This window comes from Oceaniglobus trochenteri, from assembly GCF_020529025.1.
GTDB lineage: Bacteria > Pseudomonadota > Alphaproteobacteria > Rhodobacterales > Rhodobacteraceae > Oceaniglobus > Oceaniglobus trochenteri.
In genome coordinates, this window is the sequence record NZ_JACNMM010000002.1 from 420,002 (window position 1) to 440,081 (window position 20,080).

19 protein-coding genes and 1 tRNA gene are annotated in these 20,080 nt (G+C 66.5%); 17 read left to right on the plus strand and 3 right to left on the minus strand.

The window, feature by feature from the left end; translation table 11 throughout:
• Nucleotides 1–188: 188 nt before the first annotated feature.
• Genes H7828_RS02230 through ggpS form a run of 3 tightly spaced genes read left to right on the plus strand, consistent with a single transcriptional unit; the run spans nt 189 to nt 3,611 of the window.
• A complete protein-coding gene (locus H7828_RS02230) occupies nt 189–1,331 on the plus strand; it encodes an NAD(P)H-dependent glycerol-3-phosphate dehydrogenase (protein ID WP_226779305.1) in 1,143 nt (380 codons plus the stop codon).
• A complete protein-coding gene (locus H7828_RS02235; RefSeq protein WP_226779306.1) occupies nt 1,328–2,092 on the plus strand; it encodes an HAD-IIB family hydrolase in 765 nt (254 codons plus the stop codon). The genes H7828_RS02230 and H7828_RS02235 overlap by 4 nt, the downstream gene beginning before the upstream one ends.
• A gap of 10 nt (nt 2,093–2,102) precedes the next feature.
• Nucleotides 2,103–3,611 carry a glucosylglycerol-phosphate synthase gene (gene ggpS, locus H7828_RS02240; RefSeq protein ID WP_226779307.1) on the plus strand — a complete coding sequence of 503 codons (1,509 nt, stop codon included), beginning with the start codon at nt 2,103–2,105 and terminating at the stop codon, nt 3,609–3,611.
• Here the strand turns inward: ggpS and H7828_RS02245 are convergent.
• Nucleotides 3,600–4,649, minus strand: a complete 1,050-nt coding sequence (locus H7828_RS02245; RefSeq protein WP_226779308.1) for an AbrB family transcriptional regulator — start codon at nt 4,647–4,649, stop codon at nt 3,600–3,602. The genes ggpS and H7828_RS02245 overlap by 12 nt on opposite strands.
• 97 nt (nt 4,650–4,746) lie before the next feature.
• On the opposite strand from H7828_RS02245, the gene H7828_RS02250 reads away from it, so the two are divergent.
• Nucleotides 4,747–5,523 (plus strand): sulfite exporter TauE/SafE family protein, encoded by a 777-nt coding sequence (locus tag H7828_RS02250; protein WP_226779309.1) that lies wholly within the window; start codon nt 4,747–4,749, stop codon nt 5,521–5,523.
• Between the two features lie 142 nt (nt 5,524–5,665).
• Nucleotides 5,666–5,741: transfer RNA gene (locus H7828_RS02255), tRNA-Val, on the plus strand.
• Nucleotides 5,742–5,762: 21 nt separating this feature from the next.
• Here H7828_RS02255 and cueR read toward each other — a convergent pair.
• Complete coding sequence (gene cueR, locus H7828_RS02260) at nt 5,763–6,164, minus strand: Cu(I)-responsive transcriptional regulator (protein WP_226779310.1); 402 nt, start codon at nt 6,162–6,164, stop codon at nt 5,763–5,765.
• 11 nt (nt 6,165–6,175) lie between these two features.
• A complete protein-coding gene (locus H7828_RS02265) occupies nt 6,176–8,671 on the minus strand; it encodes a heavy metal translocating P-type ATPase (RefSeq protein WP_226779311.1) in 2,496 nt (831 codons plus the stop codon).
• A gap of 136 nt (nt 8,672–8,807) precedes the next feature.
• On the opposite strand from H7828_RS02265, the gene H7828_RS02270 reads away from it, so the two are divergent.
• From H7828_RS02270 to H7828_RS02325, 12 genes are all read left to right on the plus strand, one after another.
• Nucleotides 8,808–9,668 carry a branched-chain amino acid aminotransferase gene (locus H7828_RS02270; RefSeq protein WP_226779312.1) on the plus strand — a complete coding sequence of 287 codons (861 nt, stop codon included), beginning with the start codon at nt 8,808–8,810 and terminating at the stop codon, nt 9,666–9,668.
• Nucleotides 9,669–9,672: 4 nt separating this feature from the next.
• On the plus strand, nt 9,673–10,713 hold the full coding sequence (locus tag H7828_RS02275; RefSeq protein WP_226779313.1) for a hypothetical protein: 1,041 nt from the start codon (nt 9,673–9,675) through the stop codon (nt 10,711–10,713).
• A gap of 61 nt (nt 10,714–10,774) precedes the next feature.
• A complete protein-coding gene (locus tag H7828_RS02280; RefSeq protein ID WP_226779314.1) occupies nt 10,775–11,230 on the plus strand; it encodes a universal stress protein in 456 nt (151 codons plus the stop codon).
• The gene (locus H7828_RS02285) at nt 11,227–12,666 is read left to right on the plus strand and encodes a S1C family serine protease (protein WP_226779315.1); all 1,440 of its coding nucleotides are present in this window, start codon (nt 11,227–11,229) and stop codon (nt 12,664–12,666) included. Before H7828_RS02280 ends, H7828_RS02285 begins: the two co-directional genes overlap by 4 nt.
• A gap of 81 nt (nt 12,667–12,747) precedes the next feature.
• A complete protein-coding gene (locus H7828_RS02290) occupies nt 12,748–13,311 on the plus strand; it encodes a NifU family protein (protein ID WP_226779316.1) in 564 nt (187 codons plus the stop codon).
• Entirely contained in the window at nt 13,301–13,942 is a 642-nt protein-coding gene (gene tsaB / locus H7828_RS02295; RefSeq protein WP_226779317.1) for a tRNA (adenosine(37)-N6)-threonylcarbamoyltransferase complex dimerization subunit type 1 TsaB, read from the plus strand. The genes H7828_RS02290 and tsaB overlap by 11 nt, the downstream gene beginning before the upstream one ends.
• Entirely contained in the window at nt 13,939–14,358 is a 420-nt protein-coding gene (locus H7828_RS02300; RefSeq protein ID WP_226779318.1) for a GNAT family N-acetyltransferase, read from the plus strand. Before tsaB ends, H7828_RS02300 begins: the two co-directional genes overlap by 4 nt.
• 186 nt (nt 14,359–14,544) lie before the next feature.
• Entirely contained in the window at nt 14,545–15,537 is a 993-nt protein-coding gene (locus tag H7828_RS02305; protein WP_226779319.1) for a BMP family lipoprotein, read from the plus strand.
• Between the two features lie 7 nt (nt 15,538–15,544).
• A complete protein-coding gene (locus H7828_RS02310; RefSeq protein ID WP_226779320.1) occupies nt 15,545–17,176 on the plus strand; it encodes an ABC transporter ATP-binding protein in 1,632 nt (543 codons plus the stop codon).
• Entirely contained in the window at nt 17,173–18,279 is a 1,107-nt protein-coding gene (locus H7828_RS02315; RefSeq protein ID WP_226779321.1) for an ABC transporter permease, read from the plus strand. The genes H7828_RS02310 and H7828_RS02315 overlap by 4 nt, the downstream gene beginning before the upstream one ends.
• A gap of 2 nt (nt 18,280–18,281) precedes the next feature.
• The gene (locus H7828_RS02320; protein WP_226779322.1) at nt 18,282–19,247 is read left to right on the plus strand and encodes an ABC transporter permease; all 966 of its coding nucleotides are present in this window, start codon (nt 18,282–18,284) and stop codon (nt 19,245–19,247) included.
• Nucleotides 19,231–20,037: a purine-nucleoside phosphorylase gene (locus H7828_RS02325; protein ID WP_226779323.1), complete on the plus strand. Its 807-nt coding sequence runs from the start codon at nt 19,231–19,233 to the stop codon at nt 20,035–20,037. The genes H7828_RS02320 and H7828_RS02325 overlap by 17 nt, the downstream gene beginning before the upstream one ends.
• Nucleotides 20,038–20,080 lie beyond the last annotated feature (43 nt).

The window sequence follows — 20,080 nt, forward strand, 5'->3', positions numbered from 1 at the left end:
GGGCGCAAGGGGCGCCCGACCAGGTCGCGCCCCTGTTCGCCCTGCAAATCCCCGTTTGGTGGCAAATTTCGAAAATCTGTGCCAGTGTCCGCCCAGGGCGCCGGAATTTCTGCACCGCAGCGGGGAACTTTGCGCCTGCGGCAAGCGTTGCCGACGCACAGGTTGCTGTCCCAGCATCAGGAGTTCATGTGACAAACCCGCCGTTCGATCAGACCCGCCCCTCGCTTCAGGCCCGCCCCTATGGCACCATCGCCGTTCTGGGCGCCGGGGCCTGGGGGTCCGCCCTTGCCACCGTCGCGCGGCGGGCGGGGCGGAGTGTGCGACTGTGGGGCCGCGACGCTTCGGTGATCGACGACATCAACGCCAACGGACGCAACGAACGCTTCCTTCCCGGGATCGACCTGGCCCCCGGGATCGTTGGCACCACCGATCTTGCCGCCGCCCTGGACGGTGCCGAGGCGGTGCTGATCGTCATTCCCTCGATCGCGATCCGCGAAATGTGTCAGATGATCGCCCCGATGATCGGCACGGGCGTTCCCGTCGCCGTCTGCGCGAAAGGGATCGAGGAAGGAACCGGTTACCTCATGGGCCATATCGCGGCCGAGGAACTTGGCAACCACCCCGTGGGCGTGATTTCCGGCCCCACATTCGCCGATGAAACGGCCCTTGGCCATTTCACCGCCGCGACCGTCGCCTTCAACTTCCGCTATGCCGACCGCCTGGCCCCCATGGACAGCCCCGCCGCCCGGCTTGCCGTTTCGATGAGCACGCCGTCCTTTCGCACCTATATCTCCGACGATCTGGTGGGGGTCGAGATCGGCGGCGCGGTCAAGAACGTGATCGCCATTGCCTGTGGCATGATGACGGGCGCCGGTTTCGCCAAGAACACCCGCGCCGCCCTGATCACCCGGGGCATGGATGAAATGAAGCGCCTGGCCGAGGCCCTGGGCGGGCAGCGCGAAACCGTCACCGGCCTGTCGGGCGCGGGCGATCTGACACTGACCTGTTCGTCGGACAGTTCGCGCAACATGTCGCTGGGCACCCAGTTGGGCGCGGGCATCCCGCGCAGCGAATGTTTCGAGGGCCGGCCCGTCGTGGTCGAGGGTGAGATGAACGCCATCTCGGTGACCGACCTCGCCCGCAGGCTTCGCGTGTCCATGCCGATCTGCGAGGCCGTGCGCCACATCCTGCACGATGGCGCCGATCTCAAGGACACCTTCGCGCGCATGTGGTCCTCGCCCATCGAATCCGAACCGCGCGCCATGGGGCTATCGCTCAACCATCCCTCGGCGCGCCTTCCCGAAACTCCGATTGACGAGATTGCGACTTGAACACCGACCTTATCGAGAAACCGATTTCCGCCAAGCAGTTCGTTCTGGCCACCGATCTTGACGGCACCTTCCTTGGCGGCACCGAAGACGACCGCAAGCGCCTGTACGACTGGATCGAGGGCAACCGCGATACCGTGGGCCTGATCTTCGTCACCGGGCGCGACCCCCGCTTCATCGAGGGCATGTGCGCCGATGGCCTGCCCTGGCCCGAATACGTGGTGGGCGATGTGGGCACCACCATCGCCCAGGTGATCGACGGCAAGGTCACACCCATCGCCGAGCTGGAAACCGAGATTTCGCGCCGCTGGGGCGATTCCGGCGCGCGTGTGCGGGCGGCGCTGGAGTCGGCCCCCGGGCTGACCCTGCAAGACACCGAGTTCCGCTATCGTGTCAGCTATGACTATGCCCCCGACAGCTTTGACCCCACCGCCCATGACACGATCAGCGACATGGGGCTGGACGTTCTGGTGTCGGATGAACGCTATTTCGATGTCCTGCCCAGGGGGATCAGCAAGGGGCCATCAATCCGGCTTCTGGCCGAACACCTGGGCATCGACACGGCGCGGCTTCTGGTGGCTGGCGACACGATGAACGATTACTCGATGCTGGCCCTCGGCCTGCCTGCGGTGGCCGTGGGCGGGTCGGAACCCGCCCTGCTGGCCCGGCTTGAGGGCCAGGATCACGTCCACCGCGCCGAAGCCATCGGCGCCGCCGGGATCATCGAGGCGATCCGCGCCCTGAACCTGCATCCGAACATCTGAAGGAAGCCCAATGTCATCCGATCTGGTCATCGTCTATCACCGGCAACCCTATGAAGAGGTTGAGGAAAACGGGAAGATCGTTTTCAAGGAGAATTCCAGCCCAAATGGCATTGTCCCGACATTGAAAAGTTTCTTTGGCGGGGTCGATCATGGCGCATGGGTGGCCTGGAAGCTGGCCGAAGACACCAGCAACCCGGGCTTTGAACAGGTGGTCGAGATTTCCGACAGCTATGGCGATTATTCCGTCTCGCGGCTGCCGCTGACCGCCGACCAGGTGCGCGAATTCTATCACGTCACCAGCAAAGAGGCCTTCTGGCCGATCCTGCACAATTTCCGCGAGCGCTATAACTATGACCCGGTGGACTGGCCCAATTTCCGGCAGGTCAACTGGGCCTTCGCCGAGGCCGCCGCCGCCGAGGCCGCGCCGGGCGCCGTGGTCTGGGTGCATGATTACAACCTCTGGCTTGTGCCCGGATACCTGCGCCAGATGCGCCCCGATGTGCGGATCGCCTTCTTTCACCACACCCCCTTCCCCGCCGCCGACATGTTCAACGTGTTGCCCTGGCGCAAGGAGATCGTCGGCAGCCTTCTGGCCTGCGATGTCGTGGGCTTTCACATCCCGCGCTATTCGTCGAACTTCGTTTCGGTCGCGCGGTCGCTGTTCGACGTCGACGAGATTGTCCGCGAGAGGGTGGAAGAGGATTTCATATCGGAAGGCACCGCGCTGACCGAACGCAGCGTGCCCATCGAACTGGTTCACAATGGGCGCCGGGTGCATATCAGCACGGCGCCGGTGGGTGTGGATGTGGACTACATCCTCAAACAGTCGGACCGCCCCGAAACCGCCACCAAGGTGGAAGAGATCAAGGCCGAGATGGGCGACCGCCAGCTTATCCTGTCGGTGGGCCGCACCGATTACACCAAGGGCGGCGTCGACCAGTTGGAGAGTTTCGGGCGCATCCTGCGCGACAACCCCGACCTGCGGGGCAAGGTGCGGCTGATGCATGTCTCGGTCAGCGCCAACCGCAACATGACCGCCTATGCCGAGGTGCAGGACGCCATCGAACAGACCGCCGGGCGGATCAACGGCCAGTACGGCACCTTCGACTGGACGCCCATCGCCCTGATCTCGCGCGCCGTGCCGTTCTCCGAGCTTGTGGCCTATTACCGCGCCGCCGACGTGGCCTGGATCACGCCGCTGGCCGACGGGATGAACCTGGTCTGCAAGGAATATGTCGCCGCGCGTACCGATGGCGACGGCGTTCTGGTGCTGTCGGAATTCGCGGGTGCGGCCGTCGAGATGGGCTCGGCCGTCATCACCAACGCCTATTCGCACCGGTCGATGGACAGCGCGATCCTGACCGCCCTGAGGATGCCCGAACAGGAACGCCGCCAGCGCATGTCGCTGCTGCGCAATGTCGTGCAGAAATACGACATCCGCGCCTGGGGCCGGATGCAGAAAGAGGCCTTCGACAAGGCCGCGGAAACGGCGAAAGAGCGCGACGCCTCAAGGGTCTGAGCGGGTGACCCAGCGGGACAGGAACGACATTTCCAGCACGGTAATGGTGATCCGGTAGAGGTGATGAAGCGTCACCACCGCCGGGTTGGCCGACAGCGACAGCGCCACCAGACCCATTTCCGTCACCCCGCCGGGCGCGAAGGACAGGATCAGAACCTCGGTCGATTGCCCGGTCACGGCGTGGATCGCCACCGACAGCAGGGCACCGATGGCCAGCATCGACCCGACAGACAGGATGGCCATCCATAGCCCCAGGCGCAGCATCCGCAGGGTGACCCCGATGAAGCGCACCCCCAGGCTGGTGCCGATGACGACTTGCGCCACCGCCAGAACCCAGCCGGGCGGATTGATCTCCACCAGCCCCGTCGCACCAAGCAGGGCCGCCACCAGCAGCGGCCCGGTCAACTGCCCCGCCGGAAGGCGCAGGGCGCGGCCCAGCAGCATGCCGCCGATGGCCACCGCAAGCAGGATCGGCACCGCCACCAGCCGCGCCTCGCCCTGCTGAAAGCTGAGGCCCGCCGAACTCCCCAGAACCTCGCCATGCAGGATCGACAGGCCCACCGGCACCACGCTGACCACCAGGATGATGCGCAGGAACTGCTGCAACGCCAGTACCCGGATATCGGCCCCGGCCTGTTCGCCCAGGGCGATGCTTTCCATCACGCCGCCGGGGGTGCCGCAGAAGAAGGCCGTCTTGCGGTCATAGCCGCCAATCCGGCGGAACAGCCAGAAGTTCACCCCATGGGCCACGAAGACGAAGATGGTGATCCCGGCAAGACTGACCAGCATTTCGGACCACTGCGCCAACAGCGCTCCGTCGACCTGCGCGCCGATCAGCACGCCGATGGCCCCGATGAACACCATCCGGAACCCCATGGGAAACTGGTAGCCGGGGGGAAACCGGTGCGGCACCACGGCAACGGCCACGGCTGCGGCCAGAAGACTGCCCAGCATCCAGGGCAGCGGCAGGTGCAACAGCTTTGCCCCCTCGCCCCCGATGGCCCCAAGGGCCAGAAGGAGGGCGGTGAAAACAACCACCCGGGGATCAGGCCGAAACGGGCCGCTGCCGATACGAATTGAAGCCATGGCAAAGACCTACGCCGAATGAACCGGCTTCGCCAGAGTGCTTTTGTCTATGGTTCTGCCCCCCGTGGTTTGCTACTCCGGCCCCATGATCGAGCTTGATCTTCTTGCATATGGCGCCCTTTTCGTGGCGCTGGCCATGGGCGGAACGCTCAAGGGCGCAACGGGCATGGGGGCGCCGATCATCGCGATTCCGGTGATGGCCACGTTCTTTGACGTGCGGCTGGCCATTGTCGTTCTGGTCCTGCCCAACCTTCTGACCAATCTGCGCCAGCTTTGGCAGTATCGCAGCCATGACCACAGGCGGTTTTCATGGCACCTGGCGATTGCCGGGGCGGTCGGGGCGATTCTGGGGTCGTTTCTTCTGGCCACGGTGCCGGCCCGCGCGCTGACGCTGACCGTGGGTTTCGTCGTGCTCGGCTATGTCGCGCTGCGCATCTGGCGCACCGATTTCCGGCTGGCCCGGAAAACGGCGGACCGGATCGTTCTGCCGGTCGGCCTGGCGGCGGGCGTGCTTCAGGGGGCGGCGGGGATTTCGGCGCCGATCTCGATCAGTTTCCTCAACGCGCTTGGCCTGCCCCGGCACGAATTCATCCCCACGATCTCGCTTTTCTTTGCGGGCATGTGCGCGGTGCAGTTTCCCACGCTGGCAGTGCTGGGGTTCTATGATGCGCAGATGGTGCTGCTCAGCGCGCTGGCCTTCATCCCCTTGTGGACCTTCATGCCCCTGGGCGCCTGGCTGACCCGCTCGATCTCGCAGCGGGCCTTTGATTGGCTGATCCTTGGCGTGCTGATCGTGCTGGCGGTGAAACTGATCCTCTGGCCCTGAGCCGGGCCTTAAAATTGCATGTCCCGTTCCCCCCCTGCCCCGCCTGTGCCAAACCGGCACAACCACGGCAGGCCGGAATTGCACCGGCGGGGCGCAATGCCCCTTGCGCTTGGCCCCGCGCCCGGGTTAGACCCCGCGCCACGGGTCGTTAGCTCAGTTGGTAGAGCGCTTCGTTTACACCGAAGATGTCGGGAGTTCGAGCCTCTCACGACCCACCATTCCCCCTTTCCCGAGCCGGCCTATCCACGCCCCGGTGTTTCGTTGCCCAGGGTCTGAAGGATCGGGCAATCGGGGCGTTGATCCCCGGCGCAGGCATCGACAAGGGTGGCCAGCGTGTCGTGCATTTCGCGAAGATCCGCGATCTTGCGCTCGATCTGTTCCAGGTGGTGCACGGCGATCTCCTTGACCTCGGCGCTGGCGCGGCTTTCGTCTTCGTAGAGATGGAGAAGGGCGCGGCATTCCTCGATGCTGAACCCAAGCGCACGGGCGCGGGCCAGGAAGGCCAACTTGTGCAGATCCTTTTCGCGGAACGACCGATAGCCGTTGGCACTGCGGTCGGGGGAAATCAGGCCGATGTCCTCGTAATAGCGGATCGTCTTGGCCGGAAGGCCGGACCGGGCGGCCACGTCTCCGATGTTCATCCTGTCTCTCCTCATTCCGCGGGGGCGGGGCGCAGGGCCTGCTGCGGAGCGTCATCCGCCGTCAGCGCCGGGGGGATCCGGCGCAGGCGCAGGGCATTGCCCAGCACGAAGACCGAAGACAGCGCCATGGCGCCCGCCGCCAGCATGGGCGACAGAAGCGTGCCAGACAACGGGTACAGCACCCCCGCCGCAACCGGGATCAGCAGCACGTTATAGCCGAAGGCCCAGAACAGGTTCTGGCGAATGTTGGCCATGGTGTGCCGCGACACGGCAAGCGCGTTGACCACGCCACGCAGATCGCCCGCCATCAGGACGACATCGGCGGTTTCGATGGCCACGTCGGTGCCGGTGCCGATGGCAATGCCGGTATCGGCGGCCGCAAGGGCCGGCGCATCGTTGATGCCATCCCCCACGAAGGCGACCGGCCCCTGGGCGCGCAGGCGTTCGATGGCCTCGACCTTGCCCTCGGGGCGCACCTCGGCCACCACGTCATCGATCCCGAGATCGGCGGCGATGGCCCGGGCCGTGGCGCGGTTGTCGCCGGTGATCATCGCCACCCGCAGGCCCATGTCGTGCAGGGCGGCGATGGCCTCGGGGGTGCCGGGCTTGACCGGGTCCGAAACCGCGATGGCGGCCACGATGCGCCCGTCGATGGCCGCGAAAAGCGGCGTTGCGCCCCGCGCGGCGAAGGCGGCGGCCTTGTCAGCCAGATCGCCCAGGGCAATGCCTTCGGAGGTGAGGAAACGGTCGGCACCGATCAGCACGTCCTGCCCATCGACGCGCGCCCGCACACCCATGCCGGTGACCGACTGGAACCCTTCGACCGGGGGAAGATCGCGCCCGGCGGCGGCGCGGTGGATGGCGGCGGCGATGGGATGTTCGGACTGCGCCTCGACCGCGGCAAGGATGGGCAACAGGCGCTCTTCGCTCTGGCCTTCGGCCACGCTCATCACTGTCAGCGTCGGCTGGCCCAGGGTCAGGGTGCCGGTCTTGTCCAGGGCCACCACCTTCGCGTTCTGCAGAGCCTGCAGCGCATCGCCCTTGCGAAACAGCACGCCCAGTTCAGCCGCCCGCCCGGTGCCCACCATGATCGAGGTGGGCGTCGCCAGACCCATGGCACAGGGGCAGGCCACGATCAGAACCGACACCCCGGCCACCAGGGCCAGGGCCAGCGCCGGGTCGGGGCCGAAGACCAGCCAGGCCAGCACGGTCAGCGCCGCCAGCGCCATGACCACCGGCACGAAGACCCCGGTGATCCGGTCAACCAGCGCCTGAACCGGCAGCTTTGCGCCCTGCGCGTCTTCGACCATCTGCACGATCCGCGCCAGAACGGTATCGCCGCCCACCGCCGTGGCCCGCACCACCAGCGCACCGGTGCCATTGACGGTGCCGCCGACAACCGACGCCTCGGCGATCTTGGCCACCGGCAGGGGTTCGCCCGTGATCATGCTTTCATCAACGTAGGATTCGCCCGAGACGACGTTGCCGTCCACGGCGATGCGTTCACCGGGGCGGATGTGGATCTCGTCGCCCGCCCCGATCGCGTCGATCCCGATTTCCGCCAGCTTGCCGTCGCGCATCACGCGGGCCGTGTCGGGGCGCAGCGCCACGAGGCGGGCAATGGCCGCCCCCGTCCGCCCCTTGGCGCGTGCCTCAAGATAGCGGCCCAGCAGGATCAGGGTGCAGATGACGGCCGCCGCCTCGAAATAGACGGCGCGGGTGCCTTCCGGGAAAATGCCGGGCAGAAAGAGCGCCAGCACCGAATACCCCCAGGCCGCCGCCGTTCCCAGCGCCACAAGGGCGTTCATGTCGGGAGCCCCGCGCAGCAACGCGGGAATGCCGCGCCCAAAGAACATCCGCCCCGGCCCGGCCAGAACCGCCGTGGTCAGAACCAGTTGCAGGGTCCAGCTGGCGGTCTGGCCCAGGGTGGACATGACCAGGTGATGCACCCCCGGAATGAAATGCGAGCCCATCTCGATCAGGAAAACCGGCAGGGTCAGCAGCGCCGCCAGGATCAGGGCGCGGCGCAACCCCGCGATTTCATCCTGACGCGCGGTGTCATGGGACGCGGAGTCTTTCCCGGTGTCGTCGGTGACAATCTGCGCGTCATATCCGGCCGCCTTCACCGCCGCCGCCACGTCGGCAGGTGCCACGACGCCCTCAACCAGCTGGACCCGGGCCGTGCCCGTGGCCAGGTTGACCGAGGCTTGCGATACCCCCGGAAGGGCCAGAAGGGCCTTTTCGATCCGCCCGACGCAGGAGGCGCAACTCATCCCGTCGATGCGCAGCCGCAGATCGGCGCGCCGGGCCGGATAGCCCGCCGCATCCAGCGCCTGCACGACCTCGCCCAGGGCATCCTTGCGCGTTATGGTGAAGCGGGCGGCATGGCTGGCCAGGTTGACCGATACCTCACCCACGCCGGAAACCCCCGCGATGGCCTTTTCGGCCCGCCCCACGCAAGAGGCGCAGGAGAGCCGTTCGAGGGTAAGTTGTGCAGACTGTGACATGGGGCGTCCTTCGGTTCGGAAACAGCGTCACAGGGGCAGATAGGGCTTCCAGTCACGGGAAGGTCAAGAGGTTTTTTGCCCGCTGGACCCGCCCCCGCGCCAATGATTAACTGCGCGCCAGCAGCAGGAGGCAGACATGGCGACAGGCACCAACATCCGCACCTATTTCGAAGGCCGCTGGCACGATGGCGACGTGGCGGTGATGAAGGCCGCCGATCACGGTGCATGGCTGGGCAGTGGCGTTTTCGACGGGGCACGATATTTCGAAGGCGTGGCCCCCGATCTCGAGGCGCATTGCGCGCGGGTCAACCGCTCGGCCGAGGCGCTGATGGTGACGCCCACGGTGTCGGTCGCGGACATGGTGCAGATCGTGCACGAGGGGCTGGCCGCCTATCCCAGGGACGCCGCCGTCTACATCCGGCCCATGTACTGGGCCACCCAGGGCGGCTACGGCGCCATCGTTCCGGGGGCCGAGGGCACGGGGTTCTGCATCTGCCTCGAACAGATCCCCATGGCCAGCCCCGACGCAACCACCACCCTGTGCCACACCAGTTTCCGCCGCCCGGTTCTGGAAAGCGCGGTGGTGAACGCCAAGGCCGGCTGCCTTTACCCCAACAACGCCCGGATGCTGGCCGAGGCACAGCGGCGCGGCTTTGGCAACGCGCTGGTGGCCGATGCCCTGGGCAATGTCGCCGAAAGCGCCACGGCCAATGTGTTCATGGTGCGCGACGGCGCGGTCTTCACCCCGGTGCCCAACGGCACCTTCCTGGCCGGAATCACCCGTGCCCGACACCTGGCCAACCTGCGGGCCGACGGGGTGGAGGTGCATGAAACCGTTCTGTCCTTCGCCGATTTCGACAGCGCCGACGAAGTGTTCCTGACCGGCAACATGTCGAAGGTCACCCCCGTCACCGCCTTTGAAGACCGCCAGTATCAGGCCGGCCCCGTCACCCGCCGGGTGCGCGAGATGTACTGGGACTGGGCGCTGTCGGCCTGACGGCATGGGGCTTCGGCGGCTTCTTTATGGTGCGCTGACGCTTTGCACGCTGGCCACGGGGGGCGCAACGCTCTGGGCGCTGTCGCAGCACCCCTTCGCCGCGCCCTTCGTCGAAAGGTCGATCGAGGATGCCGGGCGCGTTCTGTCGCGGCACATGGCGCTTCGGGCCACGCCCGAGTTCCTGGTGGGCGAGGTGGAACAGGCGCTGGCCGATGACGACATGGATCGCCTGCTGATCGCGCTGGAAACGGCCACCGCCCAGGGCATCACCCTGCCCCGTCCGCTGATGGAACGTGCGCTGGTCCAGGCCGAGGCCGCCGAAAGCACCACCCGCCGCCTGTCGGACTGCGCCGCCTGCGCCTGGGACATCGCCCAGTGCAAGACGGTCGCCGCCATCGCCGCCTGCGCCCTGCCGGTGGAAATCACGCCGCTGGGCGATCTGAACGCCCTGCGCCGCGCCGCCGCCGACTATGGCGCGGGCGATCCTGTCGACCGGCTGGACCTGGGGCTGGCGCTGGCCGGGCTGGCGGCCACGGGGGCCATCGTGGTGACGGCGGGGGGCAGCGCGGGGATCAAGGCCGGGGCAACGGTTCTGCGCCTGGCGCGGCGGGCCGGGGCGCTGACGCCGGGCTTGTCGCGGGTGCTGACACGCAATGCCGATGTGCTGCGCGATGCCGGGGCCATTCCCGGCTGGCTGGCGGGGCGGGTGCCGCTGGAACAGGTGGCCGACACGGCGAAACTGACGCGGCTTTCCCTTATCGCGGGCGATCTGGGCACCGTCGCGCGCCAGACCTCGCCCGCCGATACCGTCGTTCTGCTGCGCCATGTCGACAGCGCCGAGGATGCCGCGCGGCTGGCCCGGCTCAGCCGGGTGCAGGGCGGACAAAGCCGCGCCACCATTCACATTCTCGGGAAATCGCGGGCCTTTCGCGCCCTTGTCCGGCTCAGCGATCTGGCGCTGGCCACGCTGGCGCTGCTGGGAGCCCTGGCGGCGCAGGTCGTCACCCTTCTGCTGGCGGGGCTCAGGCGCGTCTTGCGGCCATAGTGCAGTTGCCAGCGCCCGCCCCACGGGGCATCATCGGGGCAAGTGCCAAAGGAATGGAACCATGCGCAAGTTTCTCGTAATCCTAGACGACAGCCGCGAATGCCTGAATGCCATGCGCTTTGCCGCCATGCGTGCGGCAAAGACGGGCGGCGGCGTCGAAGTTCTGGCGGTGATTCCGCCAGAGGAATTCAACCACTGGATCGGCGTCGGCGACATCATGCGCCAGGAAGCCCGCGAACGGATCGAAGTGCATTTCGAGGTCTTCGCCAAGTGGATGCGCGACCGCCAGCACATCAACCCCGAACTGGTGATCCGCGAAGGCGAGGTGGTGCCGGAAATCCTGGCCCAGTTGCAGGAGGACGACGAAGTGGGCGTCCTGGTTCTGGGTGCCGGCGAAGACAAGAGCGACCCCGGACCCCTGGTCATGCAGCTGACGCGCAGTTCGGGCACCCTGCCCGTGCCGATCACCATCGTTCCCGGCGGGCTGAGCAAGGAGCGCCTGGAGGCGATCACGTGATCCCCGCCGCCCGAGGGCTGCGGCACCTGACCGCGCTGGCGCTTCTGGCGGTGGCGATCTGGTGCGCCGCGATCACGGCGGCGCTGGCCGCCTTCGATGCGCGCGACTACGGGCGGCAGGATCTGACCTATCTGCAGGCCGCGCTGGCCTTTCACGGACAATACAACGGCCTTCTGGACGGGGCCTGGGGCCGGCGCAGCCAGACCGCGCTTGAGGATTTCGCCTTTGCCTCCGACAAGGCGCTGACCCCCGATACCCGGCACTTGGCCCGGCTGGTGCAGAGCTTTGAACGTGAACGCCGCGAGGCTGGCTGGGGGCGGATCAACAACGAGGCGGCCGGTCTTTCGATGCTGCTGCCGCTGAACCTGCTGCGCGAAACCGGGGATGACCCGCAATACCTGACCTATGCCACGCCCTCGCGCGATCTGCTGGTGCGCTGGATCGCCGATAGTGGCGCCGCCACCGCCGATATGCACGACTGGGCCCGCGCCAACCACGCCGGAAACGCCCCCGCTTATTCCAGCGCCAGCGACGACAGGGTGATCACCGCGGCCACGCTCGCCTCGGGGCGGCGCGTCTACCTGCGGTCCTGGCTGCGCGAGGGGGTGTTCCTGACGCTGCTGATCCAGTCGGAACCGTCGCAGTTCAACCGCGCGGCACTGATCGCGGCCAGCCTCAAGGCCGGATATGCCGCCGATATCACACCGGGCGACCGGCTTCTGGCGCTGGTTGCGCCGGTTCCCGCGCCCGCCCGTCCCGGTGGTGGCATCGCGCGGGCGCCCGATCGCTCGGACCCCGTCGGGCGCCCTGCCCCCGCGCAACAGGCCCAGGGGGCAGGCACCGGGTTCTTCGTGAACGCCACCGATGTCGTCACCGCCGCCCATGTGATCGAGGGGTGCAGCGCCCTGACCCTGGCCGACGGCACGCCCCTGCGCGTTCTGGCCCGCGCCCCCGACAGCGATCTTGCCGTGCTTGAATCCGAGAGGCGCAGCGCCCACTGGCTGCCCCTTCGGGCCGACCCCGACCTGCGGCTGGGTCAGGGGGTGGCGGCGGTTGGCTATCCCTTCATCTCGCTCAGCGGCGGGGCGTTGAACCTGACCATGGGCAATGTCAGCGCGCTGAGCGGGGGCGAGGACCGGCCCGACTGGGTGTCGATCTCCGCGCCGGTTCAGCCGGGCAACAGCGGCGGCCCCCTTCTGAGCACGATGGGCGAGGTCGTGGGGGTGGTGGTGGCCCGGGCCAACGATGATTTCTACCTGCGCGAAACCGGCACCCTGCCACAGAACATCAACTATGCCGTGCGCCTGTCGCGGCTGCGCCGTTTCCTGACCGACAACGCCATCCCGCTTCCCGCCGGCGACGATGGCGCGGCGCCCCCGTCAGAGGGGCTTTCGCCCAGCAAGCAGGCCGCGATCCAGCCCGTGATGTGTTACTGACCGCAGTTTAGAATCATTCCAACTTATTGACATCGGCGGGCCCAGGGCGCATATCTGGCGCAGCAATGGAAAGGCCTCGCCATGTTCATCCAGACCGAATCGACCCCGAACCCCGCCACGCTGAAGTTCCTGCCCGGCCAGACCGTTCTGGAAACCGGCACCGCCGATTTCCCGACACCGGAATCCGGCGCATCCTCGCCGCTGGCAAAGCGCATCTTCGCGGTCGATGGCATTTCGGGCGTGTTCCTGGGCAACGATTTCGTCACCGTGACCAAGGATGACGGCGTCGATTGGGACCATGTGAAGCCCGCGATCCTGGGCGCCATCATGGAGCATTTCCAGTCCGGCGCCCCCGCCATCGAAGGCGAGGCGCAGACCGGTGGCGGACATGCCGCCCATGACGGCCCGGATGGTGCCATCGTCGGCCAGATCAAGGAACTGCTGGACACCCGCGTGCGCCCGGCCGTGGCCCAGGATGGCGGCGACATCACCTTCCACGGCTTTGACCGCGGCATCGTCTATCTGCACATGCAGGGGGCCTGTGCCGGTTGCCCCTCTTCGACGCTGACCCTGAAAATGGGGATCGAGAACCTTCTGCGCCACTACATCCCCGAGGTGGTCGAGGTGCGGCCGGTTGTCGCCTGACCCCACCGTCCTGGCCTTTGACACGTCGGTCGCGCATTGCGCGGCCGCTTTGCTGTGTGGTGGCCGGATCATCGCCCAGCGGCACGAGGAAATGGCCAAGGGTCAGGCCGAACGGCTGATTCCCCTGCTTGAAGAGGTTCTTGCCGATGCCGCGCTTGGCTGGTCCGACCTGGGGCGAATCGCCTGCGGAATCGGGCCGGGCAATTTCACCGGCATCCGCATGTCGGTGTCGGCGGCGCGGGGGCTGGCGCTGTCTCTGGGCATTCCGGCCGTGGGTGTCTCATCGCTTGCGGCACAGGCCCATGGGCTGAGCGGGCCTGTCCTGTCGTCACTGGATGCGCGGCGCGGCGCGCTTTACCTTCAGGTGTTCGGCCCCGAAACACCGCCCGTGATGTGCAGCGGTGATACCCTGCCCGATCTTGCCATGTCGCGCCCCAGTTGCGTGGGCCACGACAGCGCCGCCCTTGCCGCGCACTACGGAGGCTGCGTGGTGGCACCGCCTTATCCGCTGGCCCATGCCATCGCCTTCATCGGTGCCACGGCCCCCGGCGACACGCGCCCCGCGCCTCTTTACCTGCGCGCCCCTGATGCCGCCCCGCCGCGCGATCCGGCACCGGTGATCCTGCCGTGACACCCGAGGCGATGGCGCATCTGCACGCCGGGGCCATGACCCTGCCGCGCCCCTGGAGCGCGGCCGAGTTCGCCGCCCTTCTGGCCACGCCCGGCACCTTCGCCATCGGTGATTCCCGCGCCTTCGCCCTGGGTCGGGTGATTCTGGACGAGGCCGAGCTTCTGACCCTGGCCACCGCCCCCCAACAGCGCCGCAAGGGCCTTGCCCGCACCTGCCTGGCCGGGTTTCACGCCCGGGCGCTGAGCCTTGGTGCGACTCGCGCGTTTCTAGAGGTGTCGGCAGACAATACCGCCGCGCGTGCGCTATACGATGGCGCCGGATACCGCCAAAGCGGCCTGCGCCCGCGTTATTACCGCCAGGACGGTGCGCCGCCCGTCGATGCCGTGGTGATGGCCCGCGACCTGACGGCCGCCTGACCACACGTCAATCCGCTAAAACATTGGCAAACCTGCACTCTGCCCCATGGCAAGCGGAAAAAGCTATTGACCGGCATGGCGCCCTGCGGCTTTGTTTGACCATGAGATGAACTCCGACGATCACCGATCAGGGTCGGCGCCCAGGCGCACCGGCCCCAATATGAAATATATCACTGGGAGACACAGATGACCCTCATGAAAAAACTCCTCGGCGCCTCTGCCGCCATCGCCCTGAGCGCCGGCGCAGCCCTGGCCGAGCCCGGCCTCATCATCGACCTTGGCGGCAAGTTCGACAAATCCTTCAACGAATCCGCCTACAACGGCGCGCAGAAGTGGGTCGAAGACACCGGCGGCGAATACCTGGAAACCGAGCTTCAGTCCGAGGCGCAGCGCGAACAGACCATGCGCCGCATGGCCGAACGGGGCGCAAACCCCATCGTGGTTCTGGGTTTCGCCAATGCCTCGACCCTGGAAAAGGTCGCGCCCGATTACCCGGAAACCAGCTTTGCCATCGTCGACATGGTGGTGGATCAACCGAACGTGCAATCCATCGTGTTCTCGGAACATGAAGGGTCGTTCCTCGTCGGCATGATGGCCGCCATGGCCAGCGAGACCGGCACCGTTTCCTTTGTCGGTGGCATGGATGTGCCGCTGATCCGCAAGTTCGCCTGCGGCTATGCCCAGGGCGCCGAGGCGGCCAACCCCGACGTCAAGGTCATCCAGAACATGACCGGCACCACCCCTTCGGCCTGGAACGACCCGGTGAAGGGCGCCGAACTGACCAAGGCGCAGATCGCGCAGGGGTCGGACGTTGTGTTTGCCGCCGCCGGTGGCACCGGCGTCGGTGTCCTGCAGGCCGCCAAGGACGAAGGCATCCTGTCGATCGGTGTGGATTCCAACCAGAACTACCTGCACCCCGGTTCGGTCCTCACCTCGATGACCAAGCGGGTCGACAATGCCGTCTACACCGTGTTCGAACAGGGCGAAGAAGGCTTCACGCCGGGCATCAACGTGCTGTCTCTGGAAAATGACGGCGTCGGCTATGCCATGGACGACAACAACAAGGACCTGGTGACCGAAGAGATGGTCAACGCCCTGGAAGACGCAAAGGCCAAGATCGTCGCAGGTGAAATCAAGGTCCACGATTACACCAGCGACGACAGCTGCCCGGCCGGCTGAGCCGCAGATGTCCGTTGATACACAGAAGGGGCGGCCCGATGCGGCCGCCCCCGCCGCCCACCCCGCCATTGAACTGAAGGGCATTTCCAAGGCCTTCGGCCCGGTGCAGGCGAACAAGGATATTGCGATCCGCGTCATGCCCGGCACGATCCACGGGATCATCGGCGAGAACGGCGCAGGCAAATCGACGCTGATGTCGATTCTCTATGGGTTCTACAAGGCCGACGCAGGTGAGATCTTCATCGCCGGCCAGAAGACCGCCATCCCCGACAGCCAGGCCGCCATCGCGGCGGGCATCGGCATGGTGTTCCAGCATTTCAAGCTGGTCGAGAATTTCACGGTGCTGGAAAACGTGGTCCTGGGTGCCGAAGACGGCGCGCGGTTGACCCCCAGCCTGAGCAAGGCGCGCAAGCTGCTGACCGAACTTGCGGCCGAATACGAACTGCACGTCGATCCCGATGCCCTGATCCAGGATCTGGGCGTGGGAATGCAGCAGCGGGTCGAGATCCTGAAGGCGCTGTATCGCCAGGCCGACATTCTGATCCTGGACGAACCCACCGGCGTTCTGACCCCGGCCGAGGCCGACCACCTGTTCCGCATCCTCGAAGGGCTGCGGCGCGAGGGCAAGACGATCATCCTGATCACCCACAAGCTGCGCGAGATCATGGAGGTGACGGATACCGTGTCGGTCATGCGGCGCGGCGAGATGACGGCGACGGTCAAGACCGCCGAAACCTCGCCCGAGGAACTGGCCGAACTGATGGTGGGCCGCAAGGTTCTGTTGCAGGTCGACAAGGCGCCCGCGAAACCCCGCGAGATGGTGCTGAATGTTGAAAACCTGAAAGTCGTCGGCGAAAAAGGCGTGGAAAGGGTGAAGGGAATATCGCTTTCCGTAAAGGCGGGCGAAATCCTGGGGATCGCCGGGGTGGCCGGGAACGGCCAGTCCGAGCTTCTGGAGGTGCTTGGCGGCATCCGCAACGGCACCGGCAGGATTACCCTGAACGGCGAAGAGATCGACCTGACCGGCCAGAACTCGGACGCCCGCACGCGCCGCGCCCGCGGCATCGCCCATGTCCCCGAAGACCGCCATCGCCAGGGTCTGATCCTTGATTTCCACGCCTGGGAGAATGTCGGCTTTGGCTATCACCACGATGCCAAGTACAATTCCGGCTGGTTGATGGACAACGAGGCCCTGCGCCGCGACACCGAAGCCAAGATCAAGAAATTCGACGTGCGCCCGCCCAATGCCTGGCAGACCGCCAAGAATTTCTCCGGCGGCAACCAGCAGAAGATCGTCATCGCCCGCGAGCTTGAGCAGAACCCCGACCTGTTGCTGGTGGGTCAGCCCACGCGCGGCGTCGATATCGGGGCGATCGAATTCATCCACCAACAGATCGTCGCCCTGCGGGATGCGGGCAAGGCGGTGTTGCTGGTGTCGGTGGAGCTGGACGAAATCATGTCGCTGTCCGACCGGATCGCGGTGATGTTCGACGGCAAGATCATGGGCGAACGCCTGCCCGCCGAAACCAGCGAACGCGAACTTGGCCTGCTCATGGCGGGCATCACCGACACCACGCGCGATGTGCCGGTCGAAGAGATCGAGGCCAACCTGGCCAGGAAAGACGGGGCGACACCATGACCCTTCCCAAGTGGGCCGACGTGGTCCTGATTCCGCTGATAAACCTGCTGCTGGCCCTTTTCGTGTCGGGGCTGGTGGTGCTGATGATCGGCGAAGACCCGATCAACGCGATGAAGATCATGGTGAACGGCGCCGTGGGAAGCACCTATGGCTGGGGCTATACCCTGTTCTATGCCACCAACTTCATCTTCACCGGTCTGGCCGTGGCCGTGGCCTTTCATGCGCGCCTTTTCAACATCGGCGGCGAGGGCCAGGCGCAACTGGGCGCGCTGGGTGTCGCGCTGGTCTGCCTTGCGCTGCCCTGGCCGCATTGGACGCTGGCCCTGCCCTTTGCCATTCTCGGCGGCGCGGTCTTCGGGGCCGCCTGGGCCGCGATCCCGGCCTATCTGCAGGCGCGGCGCGGATCGCATATCGTGATCACCACGATCATGTTCAATTTCATCGCCTCGGCGCTGCTGGTCTATCTGCTGGTCAGCGCCCTGAAGGCCCCCGGCATGGCCCCGGAAAGCGCGCGCTTCCCCGAGGGGACGTTCCTGCCCAATGCCCGCGATGTCTTTGGCATGATCGGGGTGAAATTCGCCCGCTCGCCCCTGAACGTGTCCTTCCTTCTGGGGCTGGTCGCCTGTTTCCTGGTCTGGCTGCTGCTGTGGCGCACCCGTCTGGGGTACGAAATCCGCGCCTATGGGCACAGCGAACCGGCGGCGATCTATGCCGGCATCTCGCCCTTCCGCATCACCATGATCACCATGCTGATCTCGGGCGCGCTGGCCGGTCTGATGGCGGTGAACGCCGTGCAGGGCGAGGCGCAGCGCCTGTTGCAGGACAACGTGCTGGGCGCCGGTTTCGTCGGTATCGCGGTGGCGCTGATGGGGCGGTCGCACCCGGTTGGCGTGCTGATCGCCGCCGTGCTGTTCGGCGCGCTTTATCAGGGCGGGGCCGAGCTTGAGTTTGAAACCAGCGTGCCGCGCGAAATGGTGCTGGTGATCCAGGCGCTGGTGATCCTGTTCACCGGGGCGCTGGACAACATGGTGCGCGGCCCGGTGACGGGGGCTTTCCTGCGGTTCGGACGGCGCCCCGGGGCAACGACAAAGGCGGCAGAGTAGCCATGGATTTCAACACGATCATCCAGATCCTCGATTCGACTATCCGCCTGGCGACGCCGCTGTTGCTCGCGTGCCTCGCCGGGTTGTTCAGCGAACGTTCCGGGGTCTTTGACATCGGGCTTGAGGCGAAGATGCTGGTCGCCGCTTTTTTCTCGGCGGCGGTTGCGGCGACGACGGGTTCGGTCCTGCTGGGCCTCGGGGCCGGTATTGCCGCCAGCATGGCCTTTGCTCTGATCCATGGCATCGCCTCGATCACCTTCCGGGGCGATCAGCTTATCTCGGGGGTGGCGCTGAACTTTCTCGCCTCGGGGATGACCGTGCTGATCGCGCGCGACTGGTTCAACCAGGGCGGGCGCACGCCGGCGCTGATGGACGGTGGCCGGTTCCAGCCCATTGATTTGCCCTTTGCCACGGCGGTTGCCGATGTGCCGGTGCTTGGCCCCATCTATTCCGAGCTTTTGTCAGGCCATACGATCCTGGTCTATGTCGCCTTCGCGATGGTGCCGCTGACATGGTACATCCTGTTCCGCACCCGGTTCGGCCTGCGCCTTCGGGCGGTGGGTGAAAACCCCGGCGCGGTGGATACCGCGGGCATTTCCGTGGTGCGGCTGCGCTATTCCGCGGTGATGATCGCCGGCGTCCTCTGCGGTATCGCCGGGGCCTACCTGGCCACCGGTCTGGCGGCCGGTTTCGTCAAGGACATGACCGCCGGGCGCGGGTTCATCGCCCTTGCCGCGCTGATCTTTGCCAAGTGGCGGCCCTGGTATGCCCTGGGCGCCTGCCTGCTGTTCGGGCTGCTGGATGCCATCGGCAACCGCTATCAATCCATCGAGCTGCTGGGCGTCGCGGTGCCCGGCCAGTTCATGCAGGCCCTGCCCTATATCCTGACGGTCGTGATCCTGGCCGGTTTCGTGGGCAAGGCCATTCCGCCGCGCGCAGGGGGTGAGGCCTATGTCAAGGAACGCTGACGACCTGGTCCGTTTCATCCGTGACCGCGCGGGCGAGGAACCGGTGCGCTTCGGGCTGATCCTGGGGTCGGGCCTGGGGCACCTGGCCGATGCGGTCGATGGCGTGGCCATCGATTATGCGCAACTGACCGGCTTTCCCCATGCGGGCGTGTCGGGCCACAACCCCAAGCTGGTGATCGGCGAGCTTGAGGGCGTGCGCGTCGCCGTTTTCGGCGGGCGGGCGCATTACTACGAATCCGGGCGCGGCGATGCCATGCGCCTGCCCCTCGAGGTTCTCAAGGGGCTGGGCGCCGAGGCGCTGATCGCCACCAATGCCGCCGGGTCCCTGCGCGAGGACATGCCGACCGGCAGCCTGATGATGCTGGACGACCACATCAATTTCTCGGGGCTGAACCCGCTGATCGGCGAACAGTCCGACGCTCGCTTCGTGCCCATGGTCGATGCCTATGACCCCGACATTCGCCGCGCCCTGCGCGAGGCCGCCTTGGCCGAGGATGTGGACATGGATCACGGCGTCTATGCCTGGTATTCCGGCCCCTCCTTCGAAACGCCGGCCGAAATTCGCGCCATCGCCATCCTGGGCGCCGATGCCGTGGGCATGTCCACGGTGCCCGAGGTGATCCTGGCACGGTTCCTGGGTATGAAGGCGGCGGCGATCTCGACCGTCACCAACATGGCCGCCGGTCTTAGCGACGAATCGATCAGCCATGAGCACACCAAGGCCATGGCCCCCATCGGCGCGGCCAAGCTGGATCGGGTGCTGCGCCGCTTCCTGCGCGACCAGGCCTGACGCAGAGTTGCACCGCCCTGCCGAAATCCTGCTGCAGGGCAGC